Source organism: Microbacterium candidum (genome assembly GCF_030315975.1).
GTDB classification, from domain to species: domain Bacteria; phylum Actinomycetota; class Actinomycetes; order Actinomycetales; family Microbacteriaceae; genus Microbacterium; species Microbacterium candidum.
The window spans coordinates 79606-106069 of record NZ_JASXSZ010000007.1; the positions used below are offsets into that span (position 1 = coordinate 79606).

Genomic DNA, 26464 nt, shown 5'->3' on the forward strand with positions numbered 1-26464 from the left:
TTCGAAGGAAGAAGCATGACACGGCAGATCGTCAACCCCCCGAGTCTCGTGAAGCCGAGCGGCTTCGCGCACGGCGTGCGCGCCGGTGAATTCGTCTACCTCGGCGGGCAGACCGCGATGGATGCCGACGGCGCCATCGTCGGGGGAGGGATCGTCGAGCAGTTCGTCCAGGCGTTCTCGAACGTGCTCACCACGCTGGAGGCGGCGGGAGGTACACCCGCAGACCTCGTCGACGTCACGATCTATCTCACCGACGTCGAGGACTACCAGGCCAACGGCCGCGAGATCGGGCGACGCTGGCGCGAGATGGCCGGCACCGAGTATCCCGCGATGGCCGGGATCGGGGTCACCCGGCTCTGGCAGCGGGAGGCGCTCATCGAGATCCAGGGCGTCGCGCACATCGCCGGCACCGCCGGGGACGACGCCTGATGAGGCTCGCCACGGTCCTCGTCGGCGCATCCACACGTGCGGCCGCGGGGGACGACGACGGCTGGGTGGTGCTCGACGAGCGCGACGCGCAGGCGCTCATCGCCGAGCCGGGGTGGCGCGTTCGCGTCGAGGCAGCGCTGCACGATCGGGAGCGTGTCCGTCTCGAGCCTGAGGCCTTCCTCACCCCGATGCCGCGCCCGGCGAAGGTCCTGTGCTGCGGACTGAACTACCGCGACCACATCGTGGAGACCGGGCGCGCGGTGCCGGAGTACCCGACGCTGTTCGCGAAGTTCGCCGACACCCTCACAGGCCCGGTCGACGACATCGTCGTCCACGACACCGAGCGGCTCGACTGGGAGGCCGAGCTCGTCGTCGTCGTCGGCGCGGAGGTGCATCGCGCAACGCGCGACGAGGCCCGCGCGGCGATCCTCGGGTACACCGTCTCGAACGACATCTCGATGCGCGACTGGCAGCAGCGCACCCTGCAGTGGGTGCAGGGAAAGGCGTTCGACGGCACGACGCCGGTTGGGCCGGTGGTGGTGACGGCGGATGCGGTCGAGCCCCGCGAGGGCCTGCGCATCACGTGCGCGGTCAACGGCGAGACGATGCAGGACGGCAACACGCGCGAGCTCGTCTTCGACGCCGCCGACCTCCTCGCGTACGTGTCGCAGATCACGCGGCTGCGGCCGGGCGACCTCATCCTCACGGGCACGCCGGGGGGCGTCGCGCTCGGGATGCCGGAGCCCCGGTGGCTGCGCGACGGCGACATCGTGACGACGGCCATCGAAGGGATCGGGGAGCTCCGGAACACTGTCCGCTTCGAATAGGGCCTGTGTCCCGAGCGGGGGCTCGGGGGGACACAGAAGAACGGGCAGGATGCGGGTTGCCGCATCCTGCCCGTTCGCCCGCCGCCCTTCGAGCTCGTCGAAGGCGGCAGCAGTCCCTCTTGGGGAAGCTCAGCCGAACTGGTTCATCGTGTTGTGCTGGCCGCCGGCCTTGAGGGCGGCGTCACCGGCGAAGTACTCCTTGTGGTTGTCGCCGATGTCGCTGCCGGCCATGTTCTGATGCTTGACCGTCGCGATGCCCTCGCGGATCTCGCGACGCTGCACGCCCTTCACGTAGGCGAGCATGCCCTCGTCGCCGAAGTAGCCCTTCGCGAGGTCATCGGTCGACAGGGCCGCCGTGTGGTAGGTCGGGAGCGTGATGAGGTGGTGGAAGATCCCCGCGCGGGCGGAGCCGTCGCGCTGGAACGTGCGGATCTTCTCGTCGGCGAGGCGCGCCAGCTCGGTGTCGTCGTACTCGACGCTCATGAGGTCGCCGCGGTCGTAGGCCGAGACATCCTCGCCCCGCTCCACGAGCAGGTCGTACGCCTGCTGGCGGAAGTTCAGCGTCCAGTTGAACGACGGGCTGTTGTTGTAGACGAGCTTGGCGTTCGGGATCTCCTCGCGGATCGCGTCGACCATGCCGGCGATCTGCTCCACGTGCGGCTTCTCGGTCTCGATCCAGAGCAGATCGGCGCCGTTGCGCAGCGACGTGATGCAGTCGAGCACGACCCGCTCCTCGCCGGTCCCGGGGCGGAACTGGTAGAGGTTGCTCGCGAGGCGCTTCGGGCGCAGCAGCTTGCCGTCGCGCTTGATGACGACGTCGCCGTTGCCGAGGTCGCCGTCCTGGATCTCTTCGACGTCGAGGAACGCGTTGTACTGGTCGCCGAGGTCGCCGGGCGCGTGGGTGACCGCGAGCTTCTGCGTGAGGCCGGCACCGAGCGAGTCGGTGCGGGCGACGATCACGCCGTTGTCGATGCCGAGCTCGAGGAAGGCGTAGCGGACCGCGTTGAGCTTCGCGATGAAGTCCTCGTGGGGGACGGTGACCTTGCCGTCCTGGTGGCCGCACTGCTTCTCGTCCGAGACCTGGTTCTCGATCTGGATGGCGCAGGCGCCCGCCTCGATCATCTTCTTGGCGAGGAGGTACGTCGCCTCGGGGTTGCCGAAGCCCGCGTCGATGTCGGCGATGATCGGCACGACGTGGGTCTCGTAGTTGTCGATCTGCGACTGGATGAACTCGGCCGCCGTCTCATCGCCGGCCGCGCGCGCCCGGTCGAGCTGCGTGAACAGCAGGTCGAGCTCGCGGGCGTCGGCCTGACGGAGGAACGTGTACAGTTCCTCGATCAGCGCGGGCACCGCGGTCTTCTCGTGCATCGACTGGTCGGGCAGCGGCCCGAACTCCGAGCGGAGCGCGGCGACCATCCACCCGGACAGGTACAGGTAGCGCTTGTTCGTCGACTTCAGGTGCTTCTTGATCGAGATCAGCTTCTGCTGCCCGATGAAGCCGTGCCAGACGCCGAGCGACTGCGTGTACACCGACGCGTCGGCGTCGTACTCGGCCATGTCGCGGCGCATGATGTCGGCCGTGTACTGGGCGATCTCGAGACCCGTGCGGAAGCGGTTCTGCGCACGCATGCGGGCGACGGACTCGGGGTCGATGGCATCCCAGCTGGAGCCGTGCTGCTCGGTGAGCGCGCGGATGGCTTCGATGTCGTCGTTGTAGGAGGTCATGGTCCTGTTCCTTCGTGTCGGGTGGCCGATTACTCGGACTCGATCAGGTAGCGGTTGTAGGCGGGCAGCGTCAGGAATGCGGGGAACTCCTGGCCGAGGGCGACCTCGCGGAAGATCTCCGCGGCGTCGTCGAAGCGGTCCCCGTCACGGCGCTCCACTTCGCCGAGCACCCGCGCGATCAGGCCCTCGACGTAGTCGCGGGTGATCGGGGTGCCGTCGTCGGTGGTGCGGTCCTGGTGGATCCACTGCCACACCTGGCTGCGGCTGATCTCCGCGGTCGCCGCATCCTCCATGAGGTTGTCGATCGCAACGGCGCCGAGGCCGCGCAGCCACGCCTCGAGGTAGCGGATCGCCACCGACACGTTCGCGTGCACGCCCGCAGCCGTGATCGGACGCCCGATGTGCACGTCGATCAGGTCGGCCGCGGTCACCCGCACCTCGGGGCGCTGCCGGTCGAGCTGGTTCGGACGGTCGCCCAGCACGGCGTCGAACTCGGCCTGCGCGGTGGGGATGAGGTCGGGGTGCGCCACCCACGTGCCGTCGAAGCCGTCGCCGGCCTCGCGCTTCTTGTCGGCGGCGACCTTCTCGAAGGCCCGCGCCGTCACCTCGGGGTCGCGCCGGTTCGGGATGAAGGCGCTCATGCCCCCGATCGCGAAGGCGCCGCGTTTGTGGCACGTCTTGACGAGCAGCTCGGTGTAGGCGCGCATGAACGGCACCGTCATCGTGACCTCGCTGCGGTCGGGCAGCACGAACCGGGCGCCGCGGCCGCGGTAGTTCTTGATGATCGAGAAGATGTAGTCCCAGCGGCCGGCGTTCAGGCCCGCGCAGTGGTCGCGCAGCTCGAAGAGGATCTCCTCCATCTCGAACGCGGCGGGCAGCGTCTCGATCAGCACCGTGGCGCGGATCGTGCCATGGGGGATGCCGATGTACTCCTCGCTGAAGGAGAAGACGTCGTCCCACAGGCGCGCCTCTTCCGCGCTCTCGAGCTTTGCGATGTAGAAGTACGGGCCGCGGCCGTTCGCGATGAGCTGGGTCGCGTTGTGGAAGAAGTAGAGGCCGAAGTCGACGAGCGACCCGGACGTGGGCAGCGCGCGGCCCAGGCGGTCGGTGAAGCGCAGATGCTGCTCGGGCAGGTGCCAGCCGCGCGGACGCATCACGATCGTGGGCGTCTCGGTCGCGGTGACCCGGTATTCCCTGCCGTCGCCATTCGTGAAGGACAGCTCGCCGCGGATCGCGTCGCGCAGCGACAGCTGCCCCTCGATGACGTTCGCCCACGTCGGGCTGGTGGCATCCTCCTGGTCGGCGAGCCACACCTTGGCGCCCGAGTTCAGCGCGTTGATCGTCATCTTCGGGTCGGTCGGGCCGGTGATCTCGACGCGGCGGTCCTCGAGGCCGGGGCCGGCGCCGGCGACCTGCCAGTCGGCGTCCTCGCGGATGTGCCGAGTGTCGTCGCGGAACTGCGGGTCGTGCCCGTTGCCGATCTCGAAGCGGCGACGCATGCGGTCGGCGAGACGATCGTGCCGGCGGGCGCCGAAGCGATCGTGCAGCTCGATGAGGAACCGCAGGGCCTCGGGCGTCAGGATCTCGTCGTAGCGGGGGCCGATGCGGCCGGCGATCTCGAGTGCGGGCTGGTGGGTCTGGGCGGGGATCGATCCGGTGCGCGTACGCATCGGGGTTGCGGTTGCAGGTGTCATGTCCCTGTCTTCCTGTGTGAAGTGGTCTGAGGATGCGGGGTCCCGGCGTGTGCGTCGGCTCCCGGCATCCCGCGATCCGGCGTTCTGGATCGATCGGGTCTTGCGTCGTGAGTCCACTATCCGGTGAAGTTCGGGATGCTGAATGACCAAATCGACTGTGAAGATTCGTCGATCTTCTGTTTTCGTGACAGAATCGCCGGCATCACTTCGCGGCCGTCGAGGGGAACCTCTTCGGTCGTTGAGCGAGCGAAGCGAGTCGAAACGCAAGGAGCGGACATGACCGACGTTCTGGAAGCCGAAGAGCTCGACGCCCTGGCGCTCGGGCGCCGCATCCGTCGCCTCCGTACCGAGCGGGGGATGACGCTCGACGAGCTCGCCGCCGCGGTCGATCGCGCGCCCAGCCAGCTGTCGATGATCGAGAACGGCAAGCGCGAGCCCAAGCTCACGCTGCTGCAGGCGATCGCGAAGGCGCTCGGGTCCACGCTCGACGGGCTCCTGGAGGCCGCACCCCTCGACGCGCGCGGCGAAGCAGAGCTCGCGCTCGAAAGAGCGATGAAGGGGCAGACGTTCCAGGCGCTCGGCATCCCGCCGTTCCGCATCGGCAAGTCCCTGCCGACCGACGCGATCACCGCGATGCTCGCCCTCCACGCCGAGATCGACCGGCTGCGCGACGAGCGGGCGGCGACGCCCGAGGAGGCGCGCCGCGCCAATGTCGAGCTCCGCCGCCTCATGCGCAGGCAGGACAACTACTTCGCCGATCTCGAGGCGCACGCGCGCAGCATCCTGGACGCCGTCGACCACCCGGGCGGTCCGCTCACGCAGCGCACCGCCTCGGATATCGCGGCCCACCTGGGCTTCTCGATCCACTACGTGCCCGACCTGCCGCAGACGACCCGCAGCGTCGCCGACCTCAAGAACGGGCGGCTCTACCTGTCGAGCCGGCTCACCTCCAAGGGCGACCCGCGGACGGCGGTGCTGCAGGCGCTGTCGAGCCGGATGCTGGGGCACACGGAGCCGGCGAGCTACGCCGAGTTCCTCCGCCAGCGCGTCGAGACGAACTACCTGACCGGGGCCCTGCTCATCCCCGAAGCCCACGCGGTGCCGTTCCTCCAGGACGCGAAGAAGGATCGGGCGATCTCGATCGAAGACCTCCGCGACGCATACTCGGTGTCGTACGAGACGGCCGCGCATCGGTTCACGAACCTCGCGACGACCCATCTCGGCATCCGCGTGCACTTCCTGAAGGTCCACGAGTCCGGGACGATCACGAAGGCGTACGAGAACGACGACGTGAACTTCCCGACCGACCGCCTCGGTTCGATCGAGGGGCAGATGTGCTGCCGCAAGTGGACGTCGCGCGTCGTCTTCGACGTCGACGACCACTTCAACCCGTACTACCAGTACACCGACACCGGCAACGGCACGTACTGGTGCACGGCCCGCGTGGAGGCGTCGAGCGAGGGCGCGCACTCGGTGTCGGTCGGAGTGCGCTTCGACGACACGAAGTGGTTCCTCGGCCGCGACACCCCCAACCGCGGAGTGTCTCCGCACGCCACCGAGGTGTGCTGCCGGCGCGCTCCCGCGGAGCTGGAAGCCGCGTGGCGGGGGAGTTCATGGCCCAACGTCCGGACGCCCCGCACCCTCCTGGCGACCCTCCCGACCGGGGCGTTCCCCGGAGTCGATTCGACGGACGTCTACGAGTTCCTGCAGGCCCACGCCCCCGCCTGAGCGGGGCGTGTTCAGTGCTGGCCGGCGATGAGGTCGGCGACCTTGGCAGGCCACGCGTCCTTCGTCGACGAGCGGGATGACTCGGTCCGGTCGGCCATGCCGTATGCGGCATAGATCGCCTGGACGGCGGTCCAGCGGAGCGGCTCGGGCTCCCAGTTCTTCGCGCGGTGTCCGACCCACGGCAGACGCACGAGCTCCGTGTCGCGGCCGAGGACGAGGTCGGCCAGGGTGCGTCCGGCGAGGTTCGTCGCGGTGACGCCCGTCCCGACATACCCGCCGGCCCAGCCGAGGCCGGTCGCGCGGTCGAGTCCGACGCTCGCCGACCAGTCGCGCGGCACGCCGAGCACGCCCGCCCACGCATGGGCGATCGGGATGTCCGCGGCCGCCGGGAAGAACGACCGCAGCAGGGCCGTGAGCGCCGCGACGGTCCGCTCCTGCGTCGTGCCGTCGGTGTCGACGCGCGAGCCGTACCGGTAGGGGACCCCGCGCCCGCCGAAGGCGATGCGGTCGTCGGCCGTGCGCTGCGCGTACATGTAGACGTGGGCGAAGTCGCCGAGGGTCTCTCGGCCGCTCCATCCGACTTCGTCCCAGAAGGATGCGGGCAGCGGCTCGGTCGCGATCATCGACGAGTTCATCGGCAGCCACGTGCGGTGCGTTCCGCGGAGGTTCGCGGTGAAGCCCTCCGTCGCGCGGATGACGTGCGCCGCGCGCACGGTGCCGCGGTCCGAGATCGCGAGCCCGGGGCGGATCTCCGACACCCGCGTGTTCTCGTGGATGACCACGCCGAGCCGCTCGACGGCGGCGGCGAGCCCGGCGGCGAGCTTCGCCGGATGGATGCGGGCGCAGTGCGGATGCCACAGTCCGCCGACGGCTCCCTCGATGCGGATCCTGGATGCGGTGGCCGCCGCATCCAGCGGTTCCACGTCCGTGTGCGGCCACTGCGCCTCGTCGGCGGCCGCCGCCTGCAGACGGGCGAGCTGAGCGGGGGAGCGTGCGACGTTGAGCTCGCCGCCCTTCACGATGTTCGCGTCGATGCCCTCGTGCGCGGCGACGGCGATGACCTCGTCGACGGTCTCATTGAGCGCGCGCTGCTGGGCGGTTCCGGCATCCCGTCCGTATCGCGCCCGGCCGCCCGTGACCGAGTTCGTGAGCCAGCCGCCGTTGCGCCCGGAGGCGCCGAAGCCGGCGAAGCGCTGCTCGAGAACGGTGACCCGCAGGTCGGGCTGCAGCGTCTTGAGGTAGTACGCGGTCCAGAGCCCCGTGTAGCCGGCGCCGACGATGCAGACGTCCGCCGTGGCGTCGCCGTCGAGCGCGGGACGGGTGGATGCGGGGAGCCCCTCCTGTCGCCACCAGAAGGACACTCCGCCGTTGATGGTCGCTCCGCCCGTCGCCGTCATCCGGCCAGGCTATCCGCGCCGCGGCTCAGTCCTCGCCGACGGATTGTGCCCGATTCCCCGTCCGCTCGGACGCCGTGTCATGGCTCAGTCGGCGACCTGCATCGCCGCCCACAGCTCCGCGCGGGCGGCGAAGGTCGAGAGGTCGATGCCGAGGAGACGCTGGGCGAGCGCGATGCGCGCACGAACCGTGTGGCGGTGCACCCCGAGAGCCGTGGCCGCCGCCTCGATGCGCGTGTCGCTCTCGAGCCAGACGCGGACGGTCTCGATGAGCGCGGTGCCGTCCTCGGCGTCGCTGCGGATGAGGGGTTCCAGCATCCCCGCCGCGAGAGCCCGCGCCTCCACGCTGTCGAGGATCGCGAGCATGCCGGACGCCTGCACTTCCGCGAACGTCGTGACGGCATCACCGCCGCGCCGCAGTGCCGTGACCGCTTCGGCGTGGGCGGCCGAGAAGCCGGAGTAGTGCGCCGCGGAGGACACGCCGACCCGTGCGCCGAAGCGCTCGGCGAGGGCGACCGCGACATCGGCCGACGCGGGTGCGACGAGCACGAGCTCGTGGTCGTGCCACCCGAACGCGAGGTCGCTGCGCCGCTCCGCGGACTGCACCTCGAGCCACTCGTCGAGGGCGTCCGTGCGGTGCACGTCCGCGACGGCGACGACGACGGGCGCGGACGGCAGCCCCCCGGTGAGGTCGCGCGCGATCCGACGGGCGAGGGTCGGCTCGTCGGTGAGCAGCGACTGGATGAGCGCCGACCGCAGCGCCGTCATGGCGCGGGCGAGCCCCCGGTTCTGCTCGAGCGCGAGCCCCGCCATCGCGACGACGGCCGTGAGGACCCCGCGGCCCTCGGGATCGAGCTCGCCCGCGGCGATGGCGATCACGCCGCGCAGGTGGCCGGTGCGCCCCAGCGTCTGCAGCGTGAGGGGAACCGCGCCCTCGTGGAGTGCCGCAGCGGCCCGCGACCCGCGCCGCAGGAGCGTCCCCGCCTCGGCCGCGGCGAGGGCGAGGGATGAGGCATCCAGTCCGCCGACCGGATGCTCGCGCGTCAGCTTTCCGGACGCGTCGAAGAGTCCGACCCACGTATGCAGCTGCTTCGCGAGCTCGACGAGCGTCGCGCCGAGGCCGTCCGGGCGGAGGGCGGCGAGGGCGATCGCCCGCTGGGCATCCAGCGCCCAGGATCTCCGCGCATACGCCTGGGCTGCGACGGCCTCGGCGTTCGCGCGGGCGACGGCGATGAACGGCGTCTTGTAGGGCACCTCGAACAGGGGCATGCGGTGCGTCCGGCAGGCGGCCACGAGCCCCGCGGGTACGCCCTCGCGCACGACCTCCGTGCCGAAGCCGAGGGCGATCACACCCCGGCTGACCGCCCGCCGCACGTAGTCGTCGTACAGTTCCGGCTCGTCCGACGCGAACTGCGTGCCGGTCGTCAGCAGCACGAGGTCGTCCGCGAGGAACGGCGTCGGGTCGACGAGATCGCTCGAGTGCACCCAGCGCACGGGCCGGGATGCGGCATCCGGATCGCCGTTCTCGACGAGCCGCAGCCCGAGCTCGCGCCGTGCGAGCAGGCTCTCCAGGGTCGGGATGGGGGCGGGGTCGGCGACCATGGTGCTCCTGTACATCTTGGCCAAGCGGGATGCCTCGAATGTACACGTCGGCGAGTGCGGGTGCCTCGGCCCGCGCCTACGCTCGGGGACATGAGCATCGTCGACACCACCGTCCCCGTCGGCGGCCCCACTCTCGCACAGGAGCGCCGCCTCGTCACCGCCATCCCCGGCCCGCGCTCGCAGGAGCTGCTCGCCCGCAAGGCCGCCGCCGTCGCCGATGGCGTCAGCTACTCCATCCCCGTCCAGACGGTCGCCGCCGGCGGCGGTGTGCTCGTCGACGCCGATGGCAACTCGCTGATCGACCTCGGCTCGGGCATCGCCGTGACCACGGTCGGCAACGCGCACCCGAAGGTCGTGGCCGCCGTGCAGGAGCAGGTCGCGCAGTTCACCCACACGTGTTTCATGGTCTCGCCGTACGAGTCCTACGTGGAGGTCGCCGAGGCGCTCAACCGCGTCACCCCCGGCGACCACGCCAAGAAGAGCGCTCTGTTCAACACGGGCGCCGAGGCCGTCGAGAACGCCGTCAAGATCGCGCGCAAGTACACCGGCAAGCAGGCCGTCGTCGCGTTCGACCACGCGTACCACGGCCGCACCAACCTCACGATGGCGCTGACCGCGAAGTCGATGCCGTACAAGAGCGGGTTCGGCCCGTTCGCGTCGGAGATCTACCGCGCGCCGATGTCCTACCCGTTCCGCGACGGACTGACGGGTCCCGAGGCCGGGAAGCGCGCCATCTCGATGATCGAGAAGCAGGTCGGCGCCGACAACCTCGCCGCCGTCATCATCGAGCCGATCCAGGGCGAGGGCGGCTTCGTCGTCCCGGCCGACGGCTTCCTCCCGGCGATCGTCGAGTGGTGCAACGCGAACGGCGTCGTCTTCATCGCCGACGAGGTGCAGTCCGGCTTCGCCCGCACCGGCACGATGTTCGCGAGCGAGCAGTTCGGCATCGTCCCCGACCTCATCACGACGGCCAAGGGCATCGCGGGCGGCATGCCGCTCGCCGCGGTCACCGGCCGCGCCGAGATCATGGATGCCACCCACGGCGGCGGCCTCGGCGGCACCTACGGCGGCAACCCCGTCGCCTGCGCTGCCGCGATCGCCGCGATCGACGCGTTCGAGAACGACGGTCTCGTCGAGCGCGCGCAGGAGATCGGCGAGATCCTCCTCGCCCGCCTCACCGCACTGCAGGCGACCGACGCCCGAATCGGCGACGTCCGCGGCCGCGGCGCCATGGTCGCCGCGGAGTTCGTGAAGCCGGGCACCACCGAGCCGGACGCGGCGCTCACCGCGGCCGTGGCCAAGGCGTGCATCGCCGAGGGCGTCATCGTCCTCACGTGCGGCACCTACGGCAACGTCATCCGCTTCCTCCCGCCCCTGTCGATCGGCGACGAGCTCCTCGCCGAGGGCCTCGACGTCGTCGCCGCGGCACTCGCGGCCAACTGATCCCGAAGCCCCGGTCGGGCCGCTGCGCGGTGCCGGCCGGGGCTTTTCCGTCCTCATCCATCCACAACCCCCAACGAAAGAGCGTGAAAATTGACCGAGATCACCAGGGACGTCGTCGTCATCGGCGCCGGAGCGGCGGGCCTCACCGCCGCGAACGAGCTGAAGAAGGCGGGCCTGTCGGTCGCGGTGCTCGAGGCGCGTGACCGCGTCGGCGGGCGACTGTGGACGGATGTCATCGACGGCGCGATGCTCGAGATCGGCGGCCAGTGGGTCTCGCCCGACCAGGACGCGCTGAAGGACACCCTCGCCGAGCTCGGGCTCGAGACGTACGATCGCTACCGCGAGGGCGACAGCGTCTACATCGGCCAGGACGGCGTGCTGACGCGCTTCACGGGTGAGATCTTCCCCGTGAAGCCCGACACCGAGAAGGTCATCGTCGAGCTGATCGAGAAGCTCGACGCGATGGTTGCGCTGGTCGATCCCGACCGGCCGTGGGAGTCGCCGGATGCGGAGGCCCTCGACTCGATCTCGTTCGAGGAGTGGCTGAAGCAGCAGACCGACGACACCGAAGCGCGCGAAAACATCGCGCTCTTCATCGCGGGGGCCATGCTCACAAAGCCCGCCCACGCGTTCTCCACCCTGCAGGCCCTCCTCATGGCGGCCAGCGCCGGCAGCTTCTCGAACCTCGTGGATGCGGACTTCATCCTCGACGCGCGCGTCGTCGGCGGCCTGCAGCAGGTCCCGCTCCTGCTCGCCGAGCGTCTCGGCGACGACGTGCACCTCAACGCGCCGGTGCGCACTCTCCGCTGGAACGACGAGGGCGTCACGGCCGAGGCGGAGGGCGTCACCGTCCACGCACGCCGGGTGATCATCGCGCTCGCACCCGTCCTCTACAACCGCATCTCGTTCGTCCCCGCACTCCCGCGTCGTCAGCACCAGATGCACCAGCACATCTCGATGGGCTTCGTCATCAAGGTCCACGCGGTCTACGACCGCCCGTTCTGGCGCGAGCAGGGACTGTCCGGCACGGCGTTCAGCCCCTACGAGCTGTCGCACGAGGCCTACGACAACACCAACCACGGCGATGAGCGCGGCACCCTCGTCGGGTTCGTCTCCGACAAGAACGCCGACGGCGTCTTCGCGCTGTCCGCCGAGGAGCGCAAGGAGCGCATCCTCGAGTCGCTGTCGCACTACTACGGTCCGGAGGCCAAGAACCCGGTCGTCTACTACGAGAGCGACTGGGGCAGCGAGGAGTGGACGCGCGGCGCGTACGCCGCGAGCTTCGACCTCGGCGGCCTGCACCGCTACGGTGCGGACCTGCGCACCCCGGTCGGTCCGATCTCCTTCGCGTGCAGCGACATGGCCGGTGCCGGCTACCAGCACGTCGACGGCGCGATCCGGATGGGGCGTCTCGCCGCCGAGCGGATCGTCGCCGAGGAGCACGCCCTGATCGGCGCGCAGGCGTGAACATGCCGGCATCCGTCCCGTCGCGCGGGGGTTTTGCGCCCGCGCGCACGGATGCCGGCGGCCCGCCTCTCGCCCCGCGCGAGGTGGGAGCATTCAAGAAGTCGTTGATGCGGCACAGACCCGCCGCATCCTGAAAGGAAACTGCAATGAGCGCACAGAGCGAAGCGGCCCTGCTGGAGCAGGTGCCGACAGGACTCTTCATCGGCGGCGAGTGGGTCGACGCCGAGGGCGGCCGCACCTTCCCCGTCTACGACCCCGCGACCGGCGACGTCATCCACCGGATCGCCGACGCGACGCCCGCCGACGGGATCCGCGCCCTCGACGCCGCCGTCGCCGCGCAGGCCGGCTGGGCGGCAACCCCGCCGCGCACCCGCAGCGACATCCTGCGCCGCGCCTTCGACCTCGTCCAGGCGCGCAAGGAGGACCTCGCGCTCCTCATGACCCTCGAGATGGGCAAGCCCCTCTCCGAGGCGCGCGGCGAGGTCGCCTACGGCGGCGAGTTCCTGCGCTGGTTCAGCGAGGAGGCGGTGCGCATCGCGGGCCGCTACGGCCTGAACCCCGAGGGCACCGGCCGTATGGTCGTCTCGCAGCGCCCGGTGGGCCCGTCGTTCTTCATCACGCCGTGGAACTTCCCGCTGGCGATGGCGACCCGCAAGATCGCCCCGGCCCTCGCCGCCGGGTGCACCGTCGTCATCAAGCCCCCGGAGCTCACGCCCCTCACGACGCTCTTCTTCGTGAAGCTGCTCGAAGAGGCGGGCCTGCCCAAGGGCGTCGTGAACGTCTTCACGACGACGACCTCGTCCGCCGTGTCGGCGCCCGTCATCGCCGACCCGCGGCTGCGGAAGCTGTCGTTCACGGGTTCGACGGAGGTGGGCCGCCGGCTGATCGCGCAGGCCGCCCAGGGCGTGCTGCGCGTCTCGATGGAGCTCGGCGGCAACGCGCCGTTCGTCGTCTTCGAGGACGCCGATCTCGACAAGGCCGTGGAAGGCGCGATGATCGCGAAGTTCCGCAACATCGGCCAGGCCTGCACCGCGGCGAACCGCTTCATCGTGCACGAGTCGGTGGCCGAGGAGTTCGCCGACCGCGTGGCCGCGAAGGTCAAGGAGATGAAGGTCGGGCGTGGCACCGAGGACGGGGTCACGATCGGCCCGCTCATCGACGGCAACGCGGTCGCGAAGTCGGCGGAGCTGGTCGAGGATGCGGTGTCCCGCGGCGCGCGGCTGCTCACCGGCGGCTCGGCCATCGAGGGTGCCGGCACGTTCTTCGAGCCCACGGTCGTCACCGAGGTCCAGGCCGGCAGCGACATCCTCCGCGAGGAGATCTTCGGACCGGTGCTCGCCATCGCGACGTTCGCCGACGAGGACGAGGCCGTGCGCCTCGCGAACGACACCGAGTACGGCCTCGTGTCGTACGTCTTCACGCAGGACCTCGCCCGCGGTCACCGCATGATCGACCGCCTCGAGACCGGCATGATGGGTCTGAACGTCGGCGTCGTGTCCAACGCGGCGGCGCCGTTCGGCGGGGTGAAGCAGTCCGGTGTGGGCCGCGAGGGCGGGCTCGAGGGCATCCACGAGTACCTGTCGACGAAGTACACCCTGATCCCCGCTGAATAACGCAGTTCAACCAGGAGAGATATACATGAGCGACTATGCCGTCGTGAACCCTGCCACGGGGGAGACCGTGGCCACCTATGAGACGTTCTCGGATGCGCAGATCGAGGATGCGATCACCGCCGCCGCCGACGAGTACGCCGTCTGGTCGCAGCGCCCCGTCGCCGAGCGGGCGGAGCTCATCCGCCGCGTGGCGCAGCTGCACCGCGAGCGTCGTGACGAGCTCGCCGCGATCATCGTGCGCGAGATGGGCAAGCCGCTGGCCGCGGCCTACGGCGAGGTCGACTTCGCCGCCGACATCACCGAGTTCTACGCCGACAACGCCGAGAGGATCACGGCGGACCAGCCGCTCGACATCCTCGGCGAGGGCACCGCGGTGATCCGCAAGGCCCCGATCGGGGTGCTCCTCGGCATCATGCCGTGGAACTTCCCCTACTACCAGGTCGCCCGCTTCGCGGCCCCGAACCTGGTGCTCGGCAACACGATCATCCTGAAGCACGCGTCGCAGTGCCCGGAGTCGGCCGCCGCCATGGAGAAGATGTACCTGGATGCCGGCCTCCCCGCCGGCGCGTATGTCAACGTGTACGCCTCGAACGAGCAGTCGGCGACGATCATCGCCGACCCGCGCGTGCAGGGCGTCTCGGTGACCGGTTCGGAGCGCGCGGGCGCTGCCGTCGCCGAGGTCGCCGGCCGCAACCTGAAGAAGGTCGCGCTGGAGCTCGGCGGGTCCGACCCGTTCATCCTCCTGTCGACGGACGACCTCGACGGCGCGGTGACCGCCGCGGTCGACGCCCGCCTGGACAACAACGGCCAGTCGTGCAACGCGCCCAAGCGATTCATCGTGGTCGATGGCCTGTACGACGCCTTCCTCGAGAAGTTCACGGCCGCCATGGACGCCCAGGTGGTCGGCGACCCGTTCGCCGACGACACCACGATCGGCCCGCTCTCGTCGCTGCGTGCGGCGGAGGGCCTCGCGGCGCAGGTCGACAAGGCGGTCGCGCAGGGCGCGACGCTCGTCACCGGCGGCACCCGCGACGGCGCGTTCTACACGCCGACGGTGCTCACCGGCGTCACGCCCGAGATGGACGTGTACAAGGAGGAGCTGTTCGGCCCCGCATCCGTCATCTACAAGGTGGCCGACGAGGATGAGGCGGTGAAGCTCGCGAACGACACGAGCTTCGGTCTCGGCTCGTACGTCTACACGACGGATGCGGCGCAGGCCGACCGCGTCGCGGACAAGATCGAGGCCGGCATGGTCTACGTCAACGTGACGCTGGCCGACAGCCCCGAGCTGCCCTTCGGCGGCGTGAAGCGCAGCGGCACCTCGCGTGAGATGGGCCTGCTCGCCGCCGACGAGTTCGTCAACAAGAAGCTCGTGCGCGTCGGCGTCTGAGCCCCGATACGGGATGCGCCCCGCAGCAGTGCTGCGGGGCGCATCCGCATGTTCAGCCCTGGGCGGTGCGGCGTTCGCGCGTCTCGGCGATCGCCTCGTCGGCCCAGACGACCTGCTGCGGCGTGCCCCAGTGCACGGCCGCGTCGCGAGATGCCTCGAATGCCGCGAGCGCCTCGTCGAGCTCTCCGGCGTCGGCGAGGCTCCAGCCGCGGTTGTTCCACAGGCTCACGCGCCAGCGCAGGGTGCGTGCGTCGGTGACGTTCTCGAGGACGGCGAACGCGGCATCCGTCCAATCGGCGCTGCGCGCGGGGTCGGCGATGGCCAGCATGTGCAGCGCGTCCACGCGCAGGAAGTCGAGCTCGGCGTCCGCGGCGATCTCCACCGCGGTATAGAGGTGCGGGATGGCGGCGTCCGCGTCGCCGCTCGAGTTCCGCAGCCGTCCGCGCTCCAGGGAGATGCGCGTGCGGACCGCACCGGCGTCGGTCGCGGCGATGATGCCGTCGAGCACCGCATCCGCCTCCGCGAAGCGATCCTGCAGTCCGAGCGCCCGAGCGACCTGGGTTAGGAGTTCCTCGGCGTCCGGTCCTTCCGCGGCGGCCGCGCGAAGTCTGGCCTCGGAGGCGACGGCGTCGGAGAAGTCCCACAGCTCGTCGAGCCGGGCCTGTTCCAGGGTCATGCGTTCCTCTCTGCAGACGTCCACGGGGCGAGCGCCTCGGCGACGGCTGACGCGAGCGCGGCACGGCGCTCGTCCTCGGTGGCGTCGGGCATCCCGTCGATGATCGCCGTGACGGCGCCGGATGCGGCGCCTACGAACGCGCCGACCAGCGCGGCGGCCTGCACCTCGGTGTAGCGGTCGGGATACGCGCGATGCAGCGCCTGCCCGATCGCGGCCTGCGCGTCGGCGAGCATACGCAGCGCTCGCCCGCGCACCGACGGCTCCGTCCGGATGAGCGCGACCCGCAGCGACGCGCGGTCGGTCACGAGGTCCGTCGCCGCCACGTCGGCGCGCTGCAGAGCGCGCACGAGCACGGCGACCGGCTCCTCGTCGTCCCCGCGGTCCTCCAGCTCGGCGACCGCTGCGCGGATGCGCTCGTCACCGTCGGGGAAGAGCAGGTCGTCCTTCGCGGGGAAGTAGGAGAACGCCGTCCGCGTCGACACGTCGGAGGCGGCGGCGATGTCCGCCATCGTGGTCGCCGCGTAACCGCGCTCGCGGAAGAGCCGGTTCGCGGACTCGACGAGCAGTGCGCGCGTGCGTTCGCGCTTCTGCTCCCGGAGTCCTGCCACGCGATCAGTGTAGTGACTGCGAGTCTGCATTCAGTGCTAATCTGCAGTGCATGCAGAAATATCGGATCCTCATCGTCGGTGCGGGCATCGCCGGTGCTGCGGCGGCGGCCTTCCTCGGCCGCAGCGGACACGACGTCACGCTCGTCGAGCGCAGCGTCGGCGCGCGCTCGAGCGGGAGTCCCGTGGACGTCCGCGGGACGGCGCTGGAGGCCGCCCGGGCGCTCGGCGTCGAGGATGCGCTGCGCGCCCGCGACACCGGTGCGCGGACCCTGGCGATCGTCGACGGGCGCGGGCGCACGGTGACCACGATCGGGATGCGCCCGGCGCCCGAGGACATCGAGATCGCGCGCGTCGAACTCGCGGCGGTCCTCGCCGGTGCGGCCCGGGATGTCGCGGACATCCGCTTCGACGCGACGTTCTCATTGCTCGAGCCGCATGACGACGGTGTGGATGTGACCTTCGTCGACGGGCGGGAAGGGCGGTTCGACGCCGTGATCGGCGCGGACGGCCAGCATTCCGCCACGCGGCGGGCGCTGTGGGGGAGCGCAGCGGCGGTGCGCCCGATCGGGCTGGCGATCGCCACCATCCCGCTCGACTTCGAGATCGACGATCCGACAGTGGTCCGCATGCACAACGAACCAGGCGTCTCGCTCACGGTGCACCCGGCGGGCGGGCATCCCGGCGTCGCGTTCATCTTCCGGTGCGCCGCGGTTCCCGCGGGGCGCGATGAGCAGGAGGGGCTGCTGCGCACCCGGTACGCGTCGACAGGATGGCGGGCTGCAGAGTTCCTCGCCGCGCTCGGCGATGCACCGGACATGTACTTCGACGGCGTCGAGCGGGTCACCTCGAGCTCGTGGTCGCGCGGCCGGGTGGCGCTCCTCGGCGACGCGGCATCCAGTCTCACGATCCTCGGCAACGGTTCGAGCACCGCACTCGCGGGCGCCCGGGTGCTCGATCGCGCCTTCGCGGACAGCGAATCCGTGGAGGCTGCCTTCGTCCGCTACGAGCGGCTGCAGCGGCCCTCCATCGAGCGCGCACAGCGTGGCGCGGCGGCGGGGGCGGCCTTCCTCGTGCCGAAGACGACGGCGGGAATCTCCGTCCGCAACGCGGCCGCCAGAGTGATGCGCACGGTCTGACGGGGTGCCCTCGGTTCGCGAGGGGTGTGGGCATGCCGTAGACTCGTGGATGCAGTGATCGTCTGCATTCTTCAGCCGTGCCCGCCCGTCAGGGTGGCACTCCGTGGCTCCGGTTACGGGTGGGGGATGCGGGCACCCGAGGCCTCCGGGTCTCTAGGGCGGTAGCTCAATTGGCAGAGCAGCGGTCTCCAAAACCGCAGGTTGCAGGTTCGATTCCTGTCCGCCCTGCGCGTCAGCGCACGCTGACACATGGAAAGCAATACAGGTGGGTTCGATGGTGCAGGACGAGAAGGGCGAGGTCGTCGCCGCAAGCGACGCGCCGCGCACGAAGAAGCCGGGCTTCTTCTCCCGCGCGAGCACCTTCATTCGCCAGGTGTTCGGCGAACTCCGCAAGGTCGTCACTCCGACGCGCCAGGAGCTCGTGAAGTACACGGGCGTCGTGCTCGGCTTCGTCGTGGTCATGATGGCGGTCGTCTACGGGCTGGACGTACTTTTCGTCTGGCTCACGACCATCGTCTTCGGCACGCCGGGCGGCGCCGCATCCTGACCCGCGACACGGGCCCGGTGACGACCCCGGAACCGGGAAACGGAAGAGAAGCAAGTGTCTGAAAAGTATCTCGACGACGCCGACTGGGCGACGGCGGCGGAGCAGTCCAGCGAGGACGACGAGGCTCAGGAGGGCGACATCCTCGCCGCTGAAGAGCGCTCGGTGAAGGCGGCCGAGACCGCGGCGCTGCACGTCATCGACGAGGGCGACGCCGACGAGGAGGACGACTCCGACTTGGACGACATCGACATCGACGACCCGGAGGCCGACGCCATCGTGAACGACGCGCTGAACATCGACGAGGCCGCAGAGGCTGAGGCCGCGGCCGAGGTCATCAACGACTCCATCGCGGACGAGGTCGCCGAGCGGCTCGCCGAGGCCGAGTCCGAGGTCGCTCCGTACGACGGCCCCGAGCCGGTCGACGAGGAGGAGTCCGAGACCGACGACGCCGACCTCGACCCGTACGAGGCGTTCCGCACCGAGCTGCGCACCCTCCCGGGCAAGTGGTACGTCCTGCACTCCTACGCCGGCTTCGAGCGCAAGGTGAAGGCCAACATCGAGCAGCGCAAGTCGACGCTCGAGGTCGAAGAGGACATCTACCAGGTCGAGGTCCCCATGGAGGACGTCGTCGAGATCAAGAACGGTCAGCGGAAGATGGTCAACCGCGTCCGGATCCCCGGCTACGTGCTCGTGCGCATGGAGCTCAACGAGGACACCTGGTCGGTCGTCCGCCACACCCCGGGTGTCACGGGCTTCGTGGGCAACGCCCACAACCCCACGCCGCTCCGCTTCGAAGAGGCCTTCAACATGCTGAAGTCGCTCGTCGAGGTCAAGGACGTCCCGGCCGCCAAGGCCGCGGGTGCCAAGGGCGCTCCGGCTGCGGTCCGCTCCGTCGTCACCGAGGTCGACTTCGAGGTCGGCGAGACGATCACCATCAAGGAGGGCTCGTTCGCGGGCCTGCCCGGCTCCATCAGCGAGATCAAGCCGGAGAGCGGCAAGCTCACCGTCCTCGTCTCCCTGTTCGAGCGCGAGACCCCCGTCGAGCTGTCGTTCGACCAGGTCACCAAGCAGCTCTGATCAGCTTCGTGTCGAACGGCCGTCCCTCGGGGCGGCCGTTCTGCGTGGACCGCGGATCGGGAACGGCATCCTGATCAGGTAGACTGTTGTGGTTTGGCGTGCGTTTCGGCGCGCCCAGACGCACCGCAGTCCGGAACCGCCGGATTCGCGGGAGAACGGATGCGCCCGCATCCGCTCGATGAGAGGAAACAAGAATGGCACCGAAGAAGAAGGTGACCGGCCTGATCAAGCTTCAGATCAACGCCGGTGCAGCCAACCCGGCGCCGCCGATCGGCCCCGCGCTCGGTCAGCATGGCGTCAACATCATGGAGTTCTGCAAGGCGTACAACGCCGCGACCGAGTCGCAGCGCGGCAACGTCATCCCCGTGGAGATCACCGTCTACGAGGACCGCAGCTTCACCTTCATCCTGAAGACCCCGCCGGCAGCCGAGCTGATCAAGAAGGCTGCGGGCGTGCAGAAGGGCTCGAAGACGCCGCACACGGTCAAGGTCGCGAAGCTCACCAAGGAGCAGGTCCGCCAGATCGCGGAGACGAAGATGCCCGACCTGAACGCGAACGACATCGAGGCCGCCTCGCTGATCATCGCCGGCACCGCCCGTTCCATGGGCATCACGGTCGAGGACTGAGGGGGATAACGACTATGGCTACCAAGTCCAAGGCTTACGAAGCAGCTGCCGCCAAGATCGAAGACGGCAAGTTCTACACCGGCACCGAGGCGGTCACGCTCGCCAAGGAGACCGGCTCCAAGAAGTTCGACTCGACCGTCGAGGTCGCGCTGAAGCTCTCGGTCGACCCGCGCAAGGCCGACCAGATGGTGCGCGGCACCGTCATCCTCCCGCACGGCACGGGCAAGACCGCCCGCGTCATCGTGTTCGCGACGGGTCCGGCCGCTGAGGCCGCCATCGCCGCGGGCGCGGACGAGGTCGGCGGCGCCGAGCTCATCGAGAAGGTCGCCGGCGGCTGGACCGCGTTCGACGCGGCCGTCTCGACGCCCGAGCTCATGGGCCAGGTCGGGCGCCTCGGCAAGGTCCTCGGCCCCCGTGGCCTGATGCCGAACCCCAAGACCGGCACCGTGACCCCGAACGCGGCCAAGGCCGTCGAGGAGATCAAGGGCGGCAAGATCGAGTTCCGCGTCGACAAGCACGCCAACGTGCACTTCGTCGTCGGCAAGGCCTCGTTCACGGCCGAGCAGCTGGACGAGAACTTCAAGGCCGCGGTCGAGGAGATCGTCCGCCTGAAGCCGTCGAGCTCGAAGGGCCGCTACATCCAGAAGGGCGCCGTGTCGACCACGTTCGGCCCCGGCATCCCGCTGGACGTCGCGTCGCTCTGACGCAAGACATCGGAAAGGCCCGCGCATCGCGCGGGCCTTTCTGCATTCCGGGCGCACGTCAGCCGAGGATGATCGCAGCGCACAGGAGCGCGATGGCGAGACCCTGGAGGGTGGCGCGCAAGGGGATGATCGACTCCCAGCGCGCCTGGAGGGCTCGGGCGTCGGCGGGCACCTCGTCGGCGAAGGCGGCCGCGGTGAGCCGCTTGTTGATCGGCGCCGAGATGCGGGCGAACAGCAGCAGCCAGATGAGGAGCATCGCGAGGGCGAGGGCTGCCAGGATGCCGCCGAGCGTCGTTCCCCAGACGAACGCGAGGAGCACCGTCACGACCGTCAGGACGACGCTCAGGATGCCGACGACCGGCAGCCGCTTGTCGCCGTAATAGTGCCCGCGGCCGACGGCCTGCACCATGGTGCGATCGTCCACGTCGGCGTACACGGATTTCAGGACGACGCCGGCGAGCACATCGGTGCCGAAGATCACGGCGACGCACAGGATGGCGATGGTGGCGGCTGCTCCGGTGACGATATCCATGGTCTGTCCTCTCAAGTGTTAGCAATGCTAGGAGTTAGCGGTGCTAACATAGCCGCATGGTCAGATCGACGCAAGCCCAAGACGACTTCGAGTCGCGGACTCGCCTCATCGCGGGGTCTGCGAGGAGCATCGCGGAGAGCGAGGGATGGCAGGCCGTGACCGTGCGCCGCCTCGCGGATGCGATCGGCTTCAGCCAGCCGATCCTGTACCGGCACTTCCCGCGCGGACGCGAGGAGATCGTCGAGCGCGTCGTCCTCGACGGCTTCGCGGAGCTGCGGGATGTCCTCGAACCGGCGTCGCGATCGGAGGATCGGCTTCGGGTCACCGCGATCGCCTACCTCGATTGGGCGCGGGCGCATCCCGCCGTCCATGAGGCGATGTCCACTGCCCTCACGAGCATCGTGTTCGCCTCCGACGAGACCCCCCAGGTGCTCATCGACGGGTTCGAGTCGCTGCGTCGCTGCGTGGCGGTGGCCGACCCCGTGGAGAGCACCGTGCGCGCAGAGCTCCTGTGGAGCACGCTGCACGGGGTCAGCCAGCTCGCCCGCTACGGCCGACTGCCCGAGGAGCTGGCCGCGACCCGTCTCGACGAGCTCGTCCGGGTCTTCTCCTGAGCGGCGCGGCTCACACGGTCGCGCGGACCTCGAAGGAGGTCGCGCCCTCGAGGTCGATGTCGTCGACCTCGGGGGTGGACGGCCGCGATCCCGGCGGGCCCGCCGCCATCCACGTCAGCAGGTCCTCGACCTGCTCCGTCGTGCCCTCGATCTCCGCCTCGACGGATCCGTCGAACCGATTGCGCACCCAGCCTGAGACGCCGAGATCGTGCGCGACGATCCGCATCGTGTAGCGGTACCCGACTCCCTGGACGGCGCCGCGGACCAGAACGTGGACTCGCCTCATGACTCCATCGTGCCCCGCGATGCCTGGTGACCGGGCGCCTGAGCAGGCAGGATGCCGTCATGGGCACGATCGACGACTACCTCGCCGGCCTCGACGCGCGCGACCGCGACGTGATCGCGCATGTGTACGCCGTGGCGGGAGAGGGCAGGGAGACCGAGCAGGGGAAGAGCTACGGGATGCCGGCCCTCATGTACCGCGGCAAGGCGCTCATCTCGGTCATGCGCACGAAGAAGCACATCGGGGTCTACCCGTTCAGCGGTCTCGTGCCCGACGAGGTCGCAGGGGCGCTCGAAGGCTTCGACCACGACAAGGGGACCATCCGCTTCCAGCCGGAGCATCCGCTTCCCGACGACACCGTCCGCGCGATCGTCGCCGCGCGCGTCGCCGAGATCGAGGATCCGTCGATCAGGCGCCGAGCGCGAGGTTGAGTGCGATCGCGACCATGACGACCGCGATGACGCCGTCGAGGATGCGCCATGCTCGCGGTGTCGCGAGCCACCGTCCGAGGTAGCGCGCTCCGTACGCCAGGGCGAAGAACCACACGATGCTGGCGAGCATCGCTCCGGCGGCGAAGGCCCACCGCGTGTCGCCGTGCGAGTTCGCGATCGATCCGAGCAGGAAGACGGTGTCGAGGTACACGTGGGGGTTGAGCCACGTGAGCGCGAGGCACGTGAGGAGGACGGGGGCGAGTCGCGTCCGGGTCGCGACACCGGACCCTGACGGGCGTCCCGATGCAGGGATGTCGGAGGATGCGATCAGCCCCTGGCCGGACGGGCGGATCGCGCGCCGTGCGGCCATGCCCGCGTAGACGAGGAGGAACGCGGCGCCGACCCAGCGGACGACGCCGACAAGCCAGGGAACCGCCTGAAGCGCGAGCCCGACCCCGGAGACGCCCAGCGCGATCAGTATGACGTCCGACAGGGCGCAGATCAGCGCGACGGCGAGGACGTGCTCGCGGCGGAGTCCCTGGCGCAACACGAAGAGGTTCTGCGCGCCGATGGCGACGATGAGCGAGAAGCCGAGGCCGAGGCCGGCGAGGACGGGGGTGAGCACTCTTCGACGTTAGGCCGCCGCATCCATGCAGTCCAGCTCATGATTCTTCAGATGCATTAGCGTGGCTTAGCATGAGGATCCCGTTCGAACTGGCCGAGACCGTCGCCGCCGTCGTCGACGAAGGGACGCTGGATGCGGCGGCTCGCCGCCTGCACATCACCCCGTCCGCCGTCAGCCAGCGCATCAAGATGCTCGAGCAACAGGTCGGGCGCGTCCTCCTCGTCCGGTCGAAGCCCGCACGGGCGACGGATGCGGGCACAGTCGTCGTCCGCCTCGCCCGCCAGCTTGCGCTCCTCGAGCACGACGCGCGCGCGGCTCTGGGGGGCGAATCCGACGAACCGTACGTGCGCGTCACCGTCCCGCTCGCGGTGAATGCGGACTCGCTCGCGACGTGGTTCCTCCCGCCGCTCGCGCGACTGTCGCGCGAGCATCCCGTGTGCTTCGAGCTCCACCGCGACGACCAGGAGTACACCACCGGGCAGCTCGAAGAGGGGCTCGTCATGGGGGCGGTCACGTCGCAGGCCGACGCGGTGGCAGGATGCAGCGTCGAGCCGATCGGCACGATGGCCTACCGTGCGGTCGCAGCGCCCGAGTTCGTCGCGGCCTGGTTCCCCGATGGCGTCTCGTCGGCGGCGCTCGAGCGCGCGCCGGTCGTCGACTTCAACCGCAAGGACGAGCTGCAGACCGACTGGCTGCGCGTTCGCGGCGTCGACCCCGCGGCACCGCCGCGCAGCCACGTGCCGTCGTCGGCGGATTTCGCGGCGGCCGTGCGCCTCGGGATGGGGTGGGGGTTGCTGCCGCGATTCCAGTCCGCTGACGACCTCGCCGCGCGAAGCCTCGTCGATCTGGGCGGTCCGGTCATCGACGTCCCGCTGTTCTGGCAGCAGTGGAATCTCCGCTCGACGCTGCTGGATGCCGTGGGCGTGGCGATCGTCGCGGAGGGTCGAAGGGCGCTCGCACCCTGACGCGACTTCGAAACTCAGAGCGCGGGCGGTTCTTCGTTGACGAGGGCGTGCATGAGGCGCGTGAGCTCGCGGATGTCGGCGACCTGCCACCCCTGGAGGGCGTGGGCCAGGCCGTCCTCCTGCGGGAGCCGCGCGGCGGCGAGGCGGTCGAGACCCTCCTGCGTGGGGGAGACGATGCTCGAGCGTCCGTCCTTCGGATCCGGGACGCGCTCGATGAGCCCGAGTCCCTCGAGTTCGCGGATCGTGCGGCTGACCTGCCCCTTGTCCATCACGAGGGCTTCGGCCAGAGCCGACGTGGTGGTGTGCTCGCGACGGACGATCGTCGTGAACACCTTGTAGGCGCCGGGGAGCATGCCGGGGTTCACGCGGTGGGCGGCATCGGTGAGAAGCCGCCGGAACCGGGCGATGAGCTCGCCGAACTCGGTCTCGAGGGCCCGCACTGCCTGGGCCCGCTCGCTCGCCTCGGAGGCCCGCGCCGCGGGGGTGCGGGCCTCTCGAGTCTGGATCTCGGTCATCGGAACGAGGCTACTTCGTCGCCGGGACCGTGTCGGCCGCGGCATCCGCGTCCGCATCCGCATCCGCCGCGTTCTCGATCGTGGCGATCGAGCCGGTCGCGGTGAGCACGGCCATGCCCTCGTCGACCGAGACGGTCGCGAGATCCGCTTCGACGGCATGCAGGCGCTCGGTCGTGGTCATGCGGGTGAGCGGCTTGTTCGGCAGGAAGACGATCGCGATGAGGCTCACGATCGCGAAGGGGACAGCGATCAGGAACGAGTGCGAGATGCCCTGTGCGTAGATGTCCTCGAAGATGATCCGGATCGCGTGCGGCATGTCGGAGACCTTCGGCAGCGACGAGGACTTCAGCACCTCCGCCCAGTGCGGCGCATCCTTGCCGAGACTCATGACGGCCTTGACGAGATCGTCCTTCGCGTCGCCCAGGAGTCGGGTGACTGTCGAAGCGAGGGCTGCACCCATGATCGAGACGCCGATCGTTCCGCCGAGGCTGCGGAAGAACGTCACACCGGAGCTCGCGACGCCGATCAGCTCGGGCTTCGACGAGTTCTGCACGACGAGGACCAGGTTCTGCATCGTCATGCCGATACCGGCGCCGAGCAGGAACATGTAGACCGAGACGAGTGCGAAGTTCGTGTTGTAGTGGATCGTCGACAGCAGGTAAGCGCCCGCGATCAGCAGGATCGAGCCGATGATCAGGTACGACTTCCAGCGGCCGAACTTCGTCACGAGCGCCCCGATGCCGATCGATGCGATCAGCATGCCGCCGATCATCGGGATCGTCATGAGGCCGGCCTCGGTCGGAGTGGCGCCGCGCGCGAGCTGCATGTACTGGCTCAGGAAGACGGATGCGCCGAACATCGCGATGCCGGTCGCGATCGAGGCGACGACGGCCAGCGTGAAGGTGCGGTCGCGGAAGAGCGAGAGCGGGACGAGCGGCTCCTTCGCGCGCAGCTCGACGACGATGAACAGGATGGTCGCGAGGACGGCGCCGCCGACCATGAGGACCGTCATACCGCTCCACCAGTCGTTGCCGGCCAGGTCCCAGAAGTCGCTCTTCTTGGTGGTGCCGGCGTTGGTCACCCAGATGAGGAGCAGTGAGACGGCGACGGAGAGCAGCACGATGCCGAGGTAGTCGATGGAGACCTTCCGCTTCGCGCGCTTGGGCAGCTTGAGGGTCTTCTGCACGATGATGAGTGCGACGACGGCGACCGGGAGGGCGACGAAGAAGTTCCAGCGCCAGCCCCACGCGTCGGTGATCACACCGCCGAGGAGGGGGCCGCCGATGGTGGCGAGCGCCATGACGGCGCCGAAAAGGCCCATGTAGCGGCCGCGTTCGCGCGGGCTGATGATGTCGGCCATCAGCACCTGGCTGAGGGCGGCGAGGCCGCCGGCGCCGATGCCCTGCAGCGCACGCGACGCGATGAGCATCTCCGGGTTCTGCGCGAAGCCCGCGGTCGCGGTCGCGACGACGAAGATGACGATCGCAAGCTGGTACATGAGCTTGCGGTTGAAGAGATCGGCGAGCTTGCCCCAGATGGGCGTCGAGATCGCGGTCGTGAGCAGCGTCGCGGTGACGACCCACGTGAACGCGGCCTGGTCGCCGTCGAGGTCGTGGACGATGACCGGCAGCGACGAGGACACGACGGTCGATGCGAGCATCGACACGAACATGCCGAGCAGCAGACCGGTCAGCGCCTCGAGCACCTGGCGGTGTGACATCTTCGGCGCATCGAGTGCGGTGGAGTTGGACATTGGTTCCTTCGCGTGGCGCGGGCTCTCCCGCACATGGTTGATTTCTGTCAACAGTTGATG

General features: G+C 69.7%; 26 protein-coding genes and 1 tRNA gene. 16 read left to right on the plus strand and 11 right to left on the minus strand.

Translation table 11 applies throughout. The features are described from left to right. Positions 1-15 precede the first annotated feature (15 nt). Positions 16-429 (plus strand): RidA family protein, encoded by a 414-nt coding sequence (locus QSV35_RS18490; RefSeq protein WP_286290401.1) that lies wholly within the window; start codon positions 16-18, stop codon positions 427-429. Beyond that, the gene (locus tag QSV35_RS18495) at positions 429-1256 is read left to right on the plus strand and encodes a fumarylacetoacetate hydrolase family protein (protein WP_286290402.1); all 828 of its coding nucleotides are present in this window, start codon (positions 429-431) and stop codon (positions 1254-1256) included. The genes QSV35_RS18490 and QSV35_RS18495 overlap by 1 nt, the downstream gene beginning before the upstream one ends. Positions 1257-1385: 129 nt before the next feature. On the opposite strand, the gene QSV35_RS18500 is transcribed toward QSV35_RS18495, so the two are convergent. Further along, positions 1386-2981 carry an isocitrate lyase gene (locus QSV35_RS18500; RefSeq protein WP_286290403.1) on the minus strand — a complete coding sequence of 532 codons (1596 nt, stop codon included), beginning with the start codon at positions 2979-2981 and terminating at the stop codon, positions 1386-1388. A 29-nt stretch (positions 2982-3010) separates the two neighbouring features. Beyond that, positions 3011-4675, minus strand: coding sequence for a malate synthase A (gene aceB / locus QSV35_RS18505; RefSeq protein WP_419956869.1), 1665 nt, complete (start codon positions 4673-4675; stop codon positions 3011-3013). A gap of 276 nt (positions 4676-4951) precedes the next feature. Between aceB and QSV35_RS18510 the strand changes: the two genes are divergently transcribed. Continuing rightward, positions 4952-6403 (plus strand): helix-turn-helix domain-containing protein, encoded by a 1452-nt coding sequence (locus QSV35_RS18510; protein ID WP_286290405.1) that lies wholly within the window; start codon positions 4952-4954, stop codon positions 6401-6403. A gap of 11 nt (positions 6404-6414) precedes the next feature. Here QSV35_RS18510 and QSV35_RS18515 read toward each other — a convergent pair whose 3' ends face one another. Both QSV35_RS18515 and QSV35_RS18520 read right to left on the minus strand, forming a co-directional pair. Continuing rightward, the gene (locus tag QSV35_RS18515) at positions 6415-7800 is read right to left on the minus strand and encodes an NAD(P)/FAD-dependent oxidoreductase (RefSeq protein ID WP_286290406.1); all 1386 of its coding nucleotides are present in this window, start codon (positions 7798-7800) and stop codon (positions 6415-6417) included. Positions 7801-7884: 84 nt separating this feature from the next. Further along, positions 7885-9399 (minus strand): PucR family transcriptional regulator, encoded by a 1515-nt coding sequence (locus tag QSV35_RS18520; protein ID WP_286290407.1) that lies wholly within the window; start codon positions 9397-9399, stop codon positions 7885-7887. A 90-nt stretch (positions 9400-9489) separates the two neighbouring features. Here QSV35_RS18520 and gabT point away from each other — a divergent pair, with 90 nt between their 5' ends. The 4 genes from gabT (at position 9490) to QSV35_RS18540 (ending at position 15312) form a co-directional block, all read left to right on the plus strand. Beyond that, positions 9490-10842 carry a 4-aminobutyrate--2-oxoglutarate transaminase gene (gabT, locus tag QSV35_RS18525; protein WP_286290409.1) on the plus strand — a complete coding sequence of 451 codons (1353 nt, stop codon included), beginning with the start codon at positions 9490-9492 and terminating at the stop codon, positions 10840-10842. A 90-nt stretch (positions 10843-10932) separates the two neighbouring features. Next, the gene (locus QSV35_RS18530; protein WP_286290411.1) at positions 10933-12309 is read left to right on the plus strand and encodes a flavin monoamine oxidase family protein; all 1377 of its coding nucleotides are present in this window, start codon (positions 10933-10935) and stop codon (positions 12307-12309) included. Between the two features lie 146 nt (positions 12310-12455). Next, complete coding sequence (locus QSV35_RS18535) at positions 12456-13922, plus strand: NAD-dependent succinate-semialdehyde dehydrogenase (RefSeq protein WP_286290412.1); 1467 nt, start codon at positions 12456-12458, stop codon at positions 13920-13922. Positions 13923-13947: 25 nt separating this feature from the next. Beyond that, positions 13948-15312, plus strand: a complete 1365-nt coding sequence (locus QSV35_RS18540) for an NAD-dependent succinate-semialdehyde dehydrogenase (protein ID WP_286290413.1) — start codon at positions 13948-13950, stop codon at positions 15310-15312. 52 nt (positions 15313-15364) lie between these two features. Here the strand turns inward: QSV35_RS18540 and QSV35_RS18545 are convergent, their stop codons facing one another. Both QSV35_RS18545 and QSV35_RS18550 read right to left on the minus strand, forming a co-directional pair. After that, on the minus strand, positions 15365-15988 hold the full coding sequence (locus QSV35_RS18545) for a tetratricopeptide repeat protein (RefSeq protein ID WP_286290414.1): 624 nt from the start codon (positions 15986-15988) through the stop codon (positions 15365-15367). Further along, a complete protein-coding gene (locus QSV35_RS18550) occupies positions 15985-16596 on the minus strand; it encodes a TetR/AcrR family transcriptional regulator (protein ID WP_286290416.1) in 612 nt (203 codons plus the stop codon). Before QSV35_RS18550 ends, QSV35_RS18545 begins: the two co-directional genes overlap by 4 nt. 50 nt (positions 16597-16646) lie before the next feature. Between QSV35_RS18550 and QSV35_RS18555 the strand changes: the two genes are divergently transcribed. From QSV35_RS18555 to rplA, 6 genes are all read left to right on the plus strand, one after another. Then, positions 16647-17732, plus strand: coding sequence for an FAD-dependent monooxygenase (locus tag QSV35_RS18555; RefSeq protein WP_286290418.1), 1086 nt, complete (start codon positions 16647-16649; stop codon positions 17730-17732). Between the two features lie 155 nt (positions 17733-17887). Further along, positions 17888-17960: transfer RNA gene (locus QSV35_RS18560), tRNA-Trp, on the plus strand. A 46-nt stretch (positions 17961-18006) separates the two neighbouring features. Then, entirely contained in the window at positions 18007-18279 is a 273-nt protein-coding gene (gene secE, locus QSV35_RS18565; RefSeq protein WP_286290419.1) for a preprotein translocase subunit SecE, read from the plus strand. Positions 18280-18333: 54 nt separating this feature from the next. Next, positions 18334-19356 (plus strand): transcription termination/antitermination protein NusG, encoded by a 1023-nt coding sequence (gene nusG / locus QSV35_RS18570; RefSeq protein ID WP_286290420.1) that lies wholly within the window; start codon positions 18334-18336, stop codon positions 19354-19356. Positions 19357-19550: 194 nt separating this feature from the next. Then, a complete protein-coding gene (gene rplK / locus QSV35_RS18575; protein WP_018172800.1) occupies positions 19551-19982 on the plus strand; it encodes a 50S ribosomal protein L11 in 432 nt (143 codons plus the stop codon). A gap of 14 nt (positions 19983-19996) precedes the next feature. Then, the gene (rplA, locus tag QSV35_RS18580; protein ID WP_286290423.1) at positions 19997-20686 is read left to right on the plus strand and encodes a 50S ribosomal protein L1; all 690 of its coding nucleotides are present in this window, start codon (positions 19997-19999) and stop codon (positions 20684-20686) included. A gap of 58 nt (positions 20687-20744) precedes the next feature. Here the strand turns inward: rplA and QSV35_RS18585 are convergent, their stop codons facing one another. Continuing rightward, positions 20745-21218, minus strand: coding sequence for a DUF1772 domain-containing protein (locus QSV35_RS18585; RefSeq protein WP_286290424.1), 474 nt, complete (start codon positions 21216-21218; stop codon positions 20745-20747). A 56-nt stretch (positions 21219-21274) separates the two neighbouring features. On the opposite strand from QSV35_RS18585, the gene QSV35_RS18590 reads away from it, so the two are divergent. Next, positions 21275-21832, plus strand: coding sequence for a TetR/AcrR family transcriptional regulator (locus QSV35_RS18590; protein WP_286290425.1), 558 nt, complete (start codon positions 21275-21277; stop codon positions 21830-21832). 10 nt (positions 21833-21842) lie between these two features. On the opposite strand, the gene QSV35_RS18595 is transcribed toward QSV35_RS18590, so the two are convergent. Further along, complete coding sequence (locus QSV35_RS18595) at positions 21843-22118, minus strand: acylphosphatase (RefSeq protein ID WP_286290426.1); 276 nt, start codon at positions 22116-22118, stop codon at positions 21843-21845. A gap of 59 nt (positions 22119-22177) precedes the next feature. Between QSV35_RS18595 and QSV35_RS18600 the strand changes: the two genes are divergently transcribed. Further along, positions 22178-22546, plus strand: coding sequence for an iron chaperone (locus tag QSV35_RS18600; protein WP_286290427.1), 369 nt, complete (start codon positions 22178-22180; stop codon positions 22544-22546). Here QSV35_RS18600 and QSV35_RS18605 read toward each other — a convergent pair. Further along, complete coding sequence (locus QSV35_RS18605) at positions 22524-23171, minus strand: LysE/ArgO family amino acid transporter (RefSeq protein ID WP_286290428.1); 648 nt, start codon at positions 23169-23171, stop codon at positions 22524-22526. The two genes, QSV35_RS18600 and QSV35_RS18605, sit on opposite strands and share 23 nt — an antisense overlap. Positions 23172-23242: 71 nt before the next feature. On the opposite strand from QSV35_RS18605, the gene QSV35_RS18610 reads away from it, so the two are divergent. After that, complete coding sequence (locus tag QSV35_RS18610; RefSeq protein ID WP_286290429.1) at positions 23243-24136, plus strand: LysR family transcriptional regulator ArgP; 894 nt, start codon at positions 23243-23245, stop codon at positions 24134-24136. 14 nt (positions 24137-24150) lie between these two features. On the opposite strand, the gene QSV35_RS18615 is transcribed toward QSV35_RS18610, so the two are convergent. Continuing rightward, positions 24151-24651 carry a MarR family winged helix-turn-helix transcriptional regulator gene (locus tag QSV35_RS18615; protein WP_286290430.1) on the minus strand — a complete coding sequence of 167 codons (501 nt, stop codon included), beginning with the start codon at positions 24649-24651 and terminating at the stop codon, positions 24151-24153. Between the two features lie 10 nt (positions 24652-24661). Further along, the gene (locus QSV35_RS18620; RefSeq protein ID WP_286290431.1) at positions 24662-26404 is read right to left on the minus strand and encodes an MDR family MFS transporter; all 1743 of its coding nucleotides are present in this window, start codon (positions 26402-26404) and stop codon (positions 24662-24664) included. Positions 26405-26464: the final 60 nt, after the last annotated feature.

What these genes read in the sequence shown, in the direction of transcription:
- QSV35_RS18535 (WP_286290412.1), top strand. Translation starts at nt 12,456, where the DNA reads ATGAGCGCACAGAGCGAAGCGGCCCTGCTGGAGCAGGTGCCGACAGGA.
- QSV35_RS18500 (WP_286290403.1), bottom strand. Translation starts at nt 2,981, where the DNA reads ATGACCTCCTACAACGACGACATCGAAGCCATCCGCGCGCTCACCGAG.
- QSV35_RS18620 (WP_286290431.1), bottom strand. Translation starts at nt 26,404, where the DNA reads ATGTCCAACTCCACCGCACTCGATGCGCCGAAGATGTCACACCGCCAG.
- QSV35_RS18590 (WP_286290425.1), top strand. Translation starts at nt 21,275, where the DNA reads ATGGTCAGATCGACGCAAGCCCAAGACGACTTCGAGTCGCGGACTCGC.
- QSV35_RS18595 (WP_286290426.1), bottom strand. Translation starts at nt 22,118, where the DNA reads ATGAGGCGAGTCCACGTTCTGGTCCGCGGCGCCGTCCAGGGAGTCGGG.
- secE (WP_286290419.1), top strand. Translation starts at nt 18,007, where the DNA reads ATGGTGCAGGACGAGAAGGGCGAGGTCGTCGCCGCAAGCGACGCGCCG.
- rplA (WP_286290423.1), top strand. Translation starts at nt 19,997, where the DNA reads ATGGCTACCAAGTCCAAGGCTTACGAAGCAGCTGCCGCCAAGATCGAA.
- QSV35_RS18520 (WP_286290407.1), bottom strand. Translation starts at nt 9,399, where the DNA reads ATGGTCGCCGACCCCGCCCCCATCCCGACCCTGGAGAGCCTGCTCGCA.
- rplK (WP_018172800.1), top strand. Translation starts at nt 19,551, where the DNA reads ATGGCACCGAAGAAGAAGGTGACCGGCCTGATCAAGCTTCAGATCAAC.
- QSV35_RS18495 (WP_286290402.1), top strand. Translation starts at nt 429, where the DNA reads ATGAGGCTCGCCACGGTCCTCGTCGGCGCATCCACACGTGCGGCCGCG.
- QSV35_RS18545 (WP_286290414.1), bottom strand. Translation starts at nt 15,988, where the DNA reads ATGACCCTGGAACAGGCCCGGCTCGACGAGCTGTGGGACTTCTCCGAC.
- QSV35_RS18515 (WP_286290406.1), bottom strand. Translation starts at nt 7,800, where the DNA reads ATGACGGCGACGGGCGGAGCGACCATCAACGGCGGAGTGTCCTTCTGG.
- QSV35_RS18555 (WP_286290418.1), top strand. Translation starts at nt 16,647, where the DNA reads ATGCAGAAATATCGGATCCTCATCGTCGGTGCGGGCATCGCCGGTGCT.
- QSV35_RS18585 (WP_286290424.1), bottom strand. Translation starts at nt 21,218, where the DNA reads ATGGATATCGTCACCGGAGCAGCCGCCACCATCGCCATCCTGTGCGTC.
- QSV35_RS18615 (WP_286290430.1), bottom strand. Translation starts at nt 24,651, where the DNA reads ATGACCGAGATCCAGACTCGAGAGGCCCGCACCCCCGCGGCGCGGGCC.
- gabT (WP_286290409.1), top strand. Translation starts at nt 9,490, where the DNA reads ATGAGCATCGTCGACACCACCGTCCCCGTCGGCGGCCCCACTCTCGCA.
- QSV35_RS18600 (WP_286290427.1), top strand. Translation starts at nt 22,178, where the DNA reads ATGGGCACGATCGACGACTACCTCGCCGGCCTCGACGCGCGCGACCGC.
- QSV35_RS18610 (WP_286290429.1), top strand. Translation starts at nt 23,243, where the DNA reads ATGAGGATCCCGTTCGAACTGGCCGAGACCGTCGCCGCCGTCGTCGAC.
- QSV35_RS18490 (WP_286290401.1), top strand. Translation starts at nt 16, where the DNA reads ATGACACGGCAGATCGTCAACCCCCCGAGTCTCGTGAAGCCGAGCGGC.
- QSV35_RS18540 (WP_286290413.1), top strand. Translation starts at nt 13,948, where the DNA reads ATGAGCGACTATGCCGTCGTGAACCCTGCCACGGGGGAGACCGTGGCC.
- aceB (WP_419956869.1), bottom strand. Translation starts at nt 4,675, where the DNA reads ATGACACCTGCAACCGCAACCCCGATGCGTACGCGCACCGGATCGATC.
- QSV35_RS18510 (WP_286290405.1), top strand. Translation starts at nt 4,952, where the DNA reads ATGACCGACGTTCTGGAAGCCGAAGAGCTCGACGCCCTGGCGCTCGGG.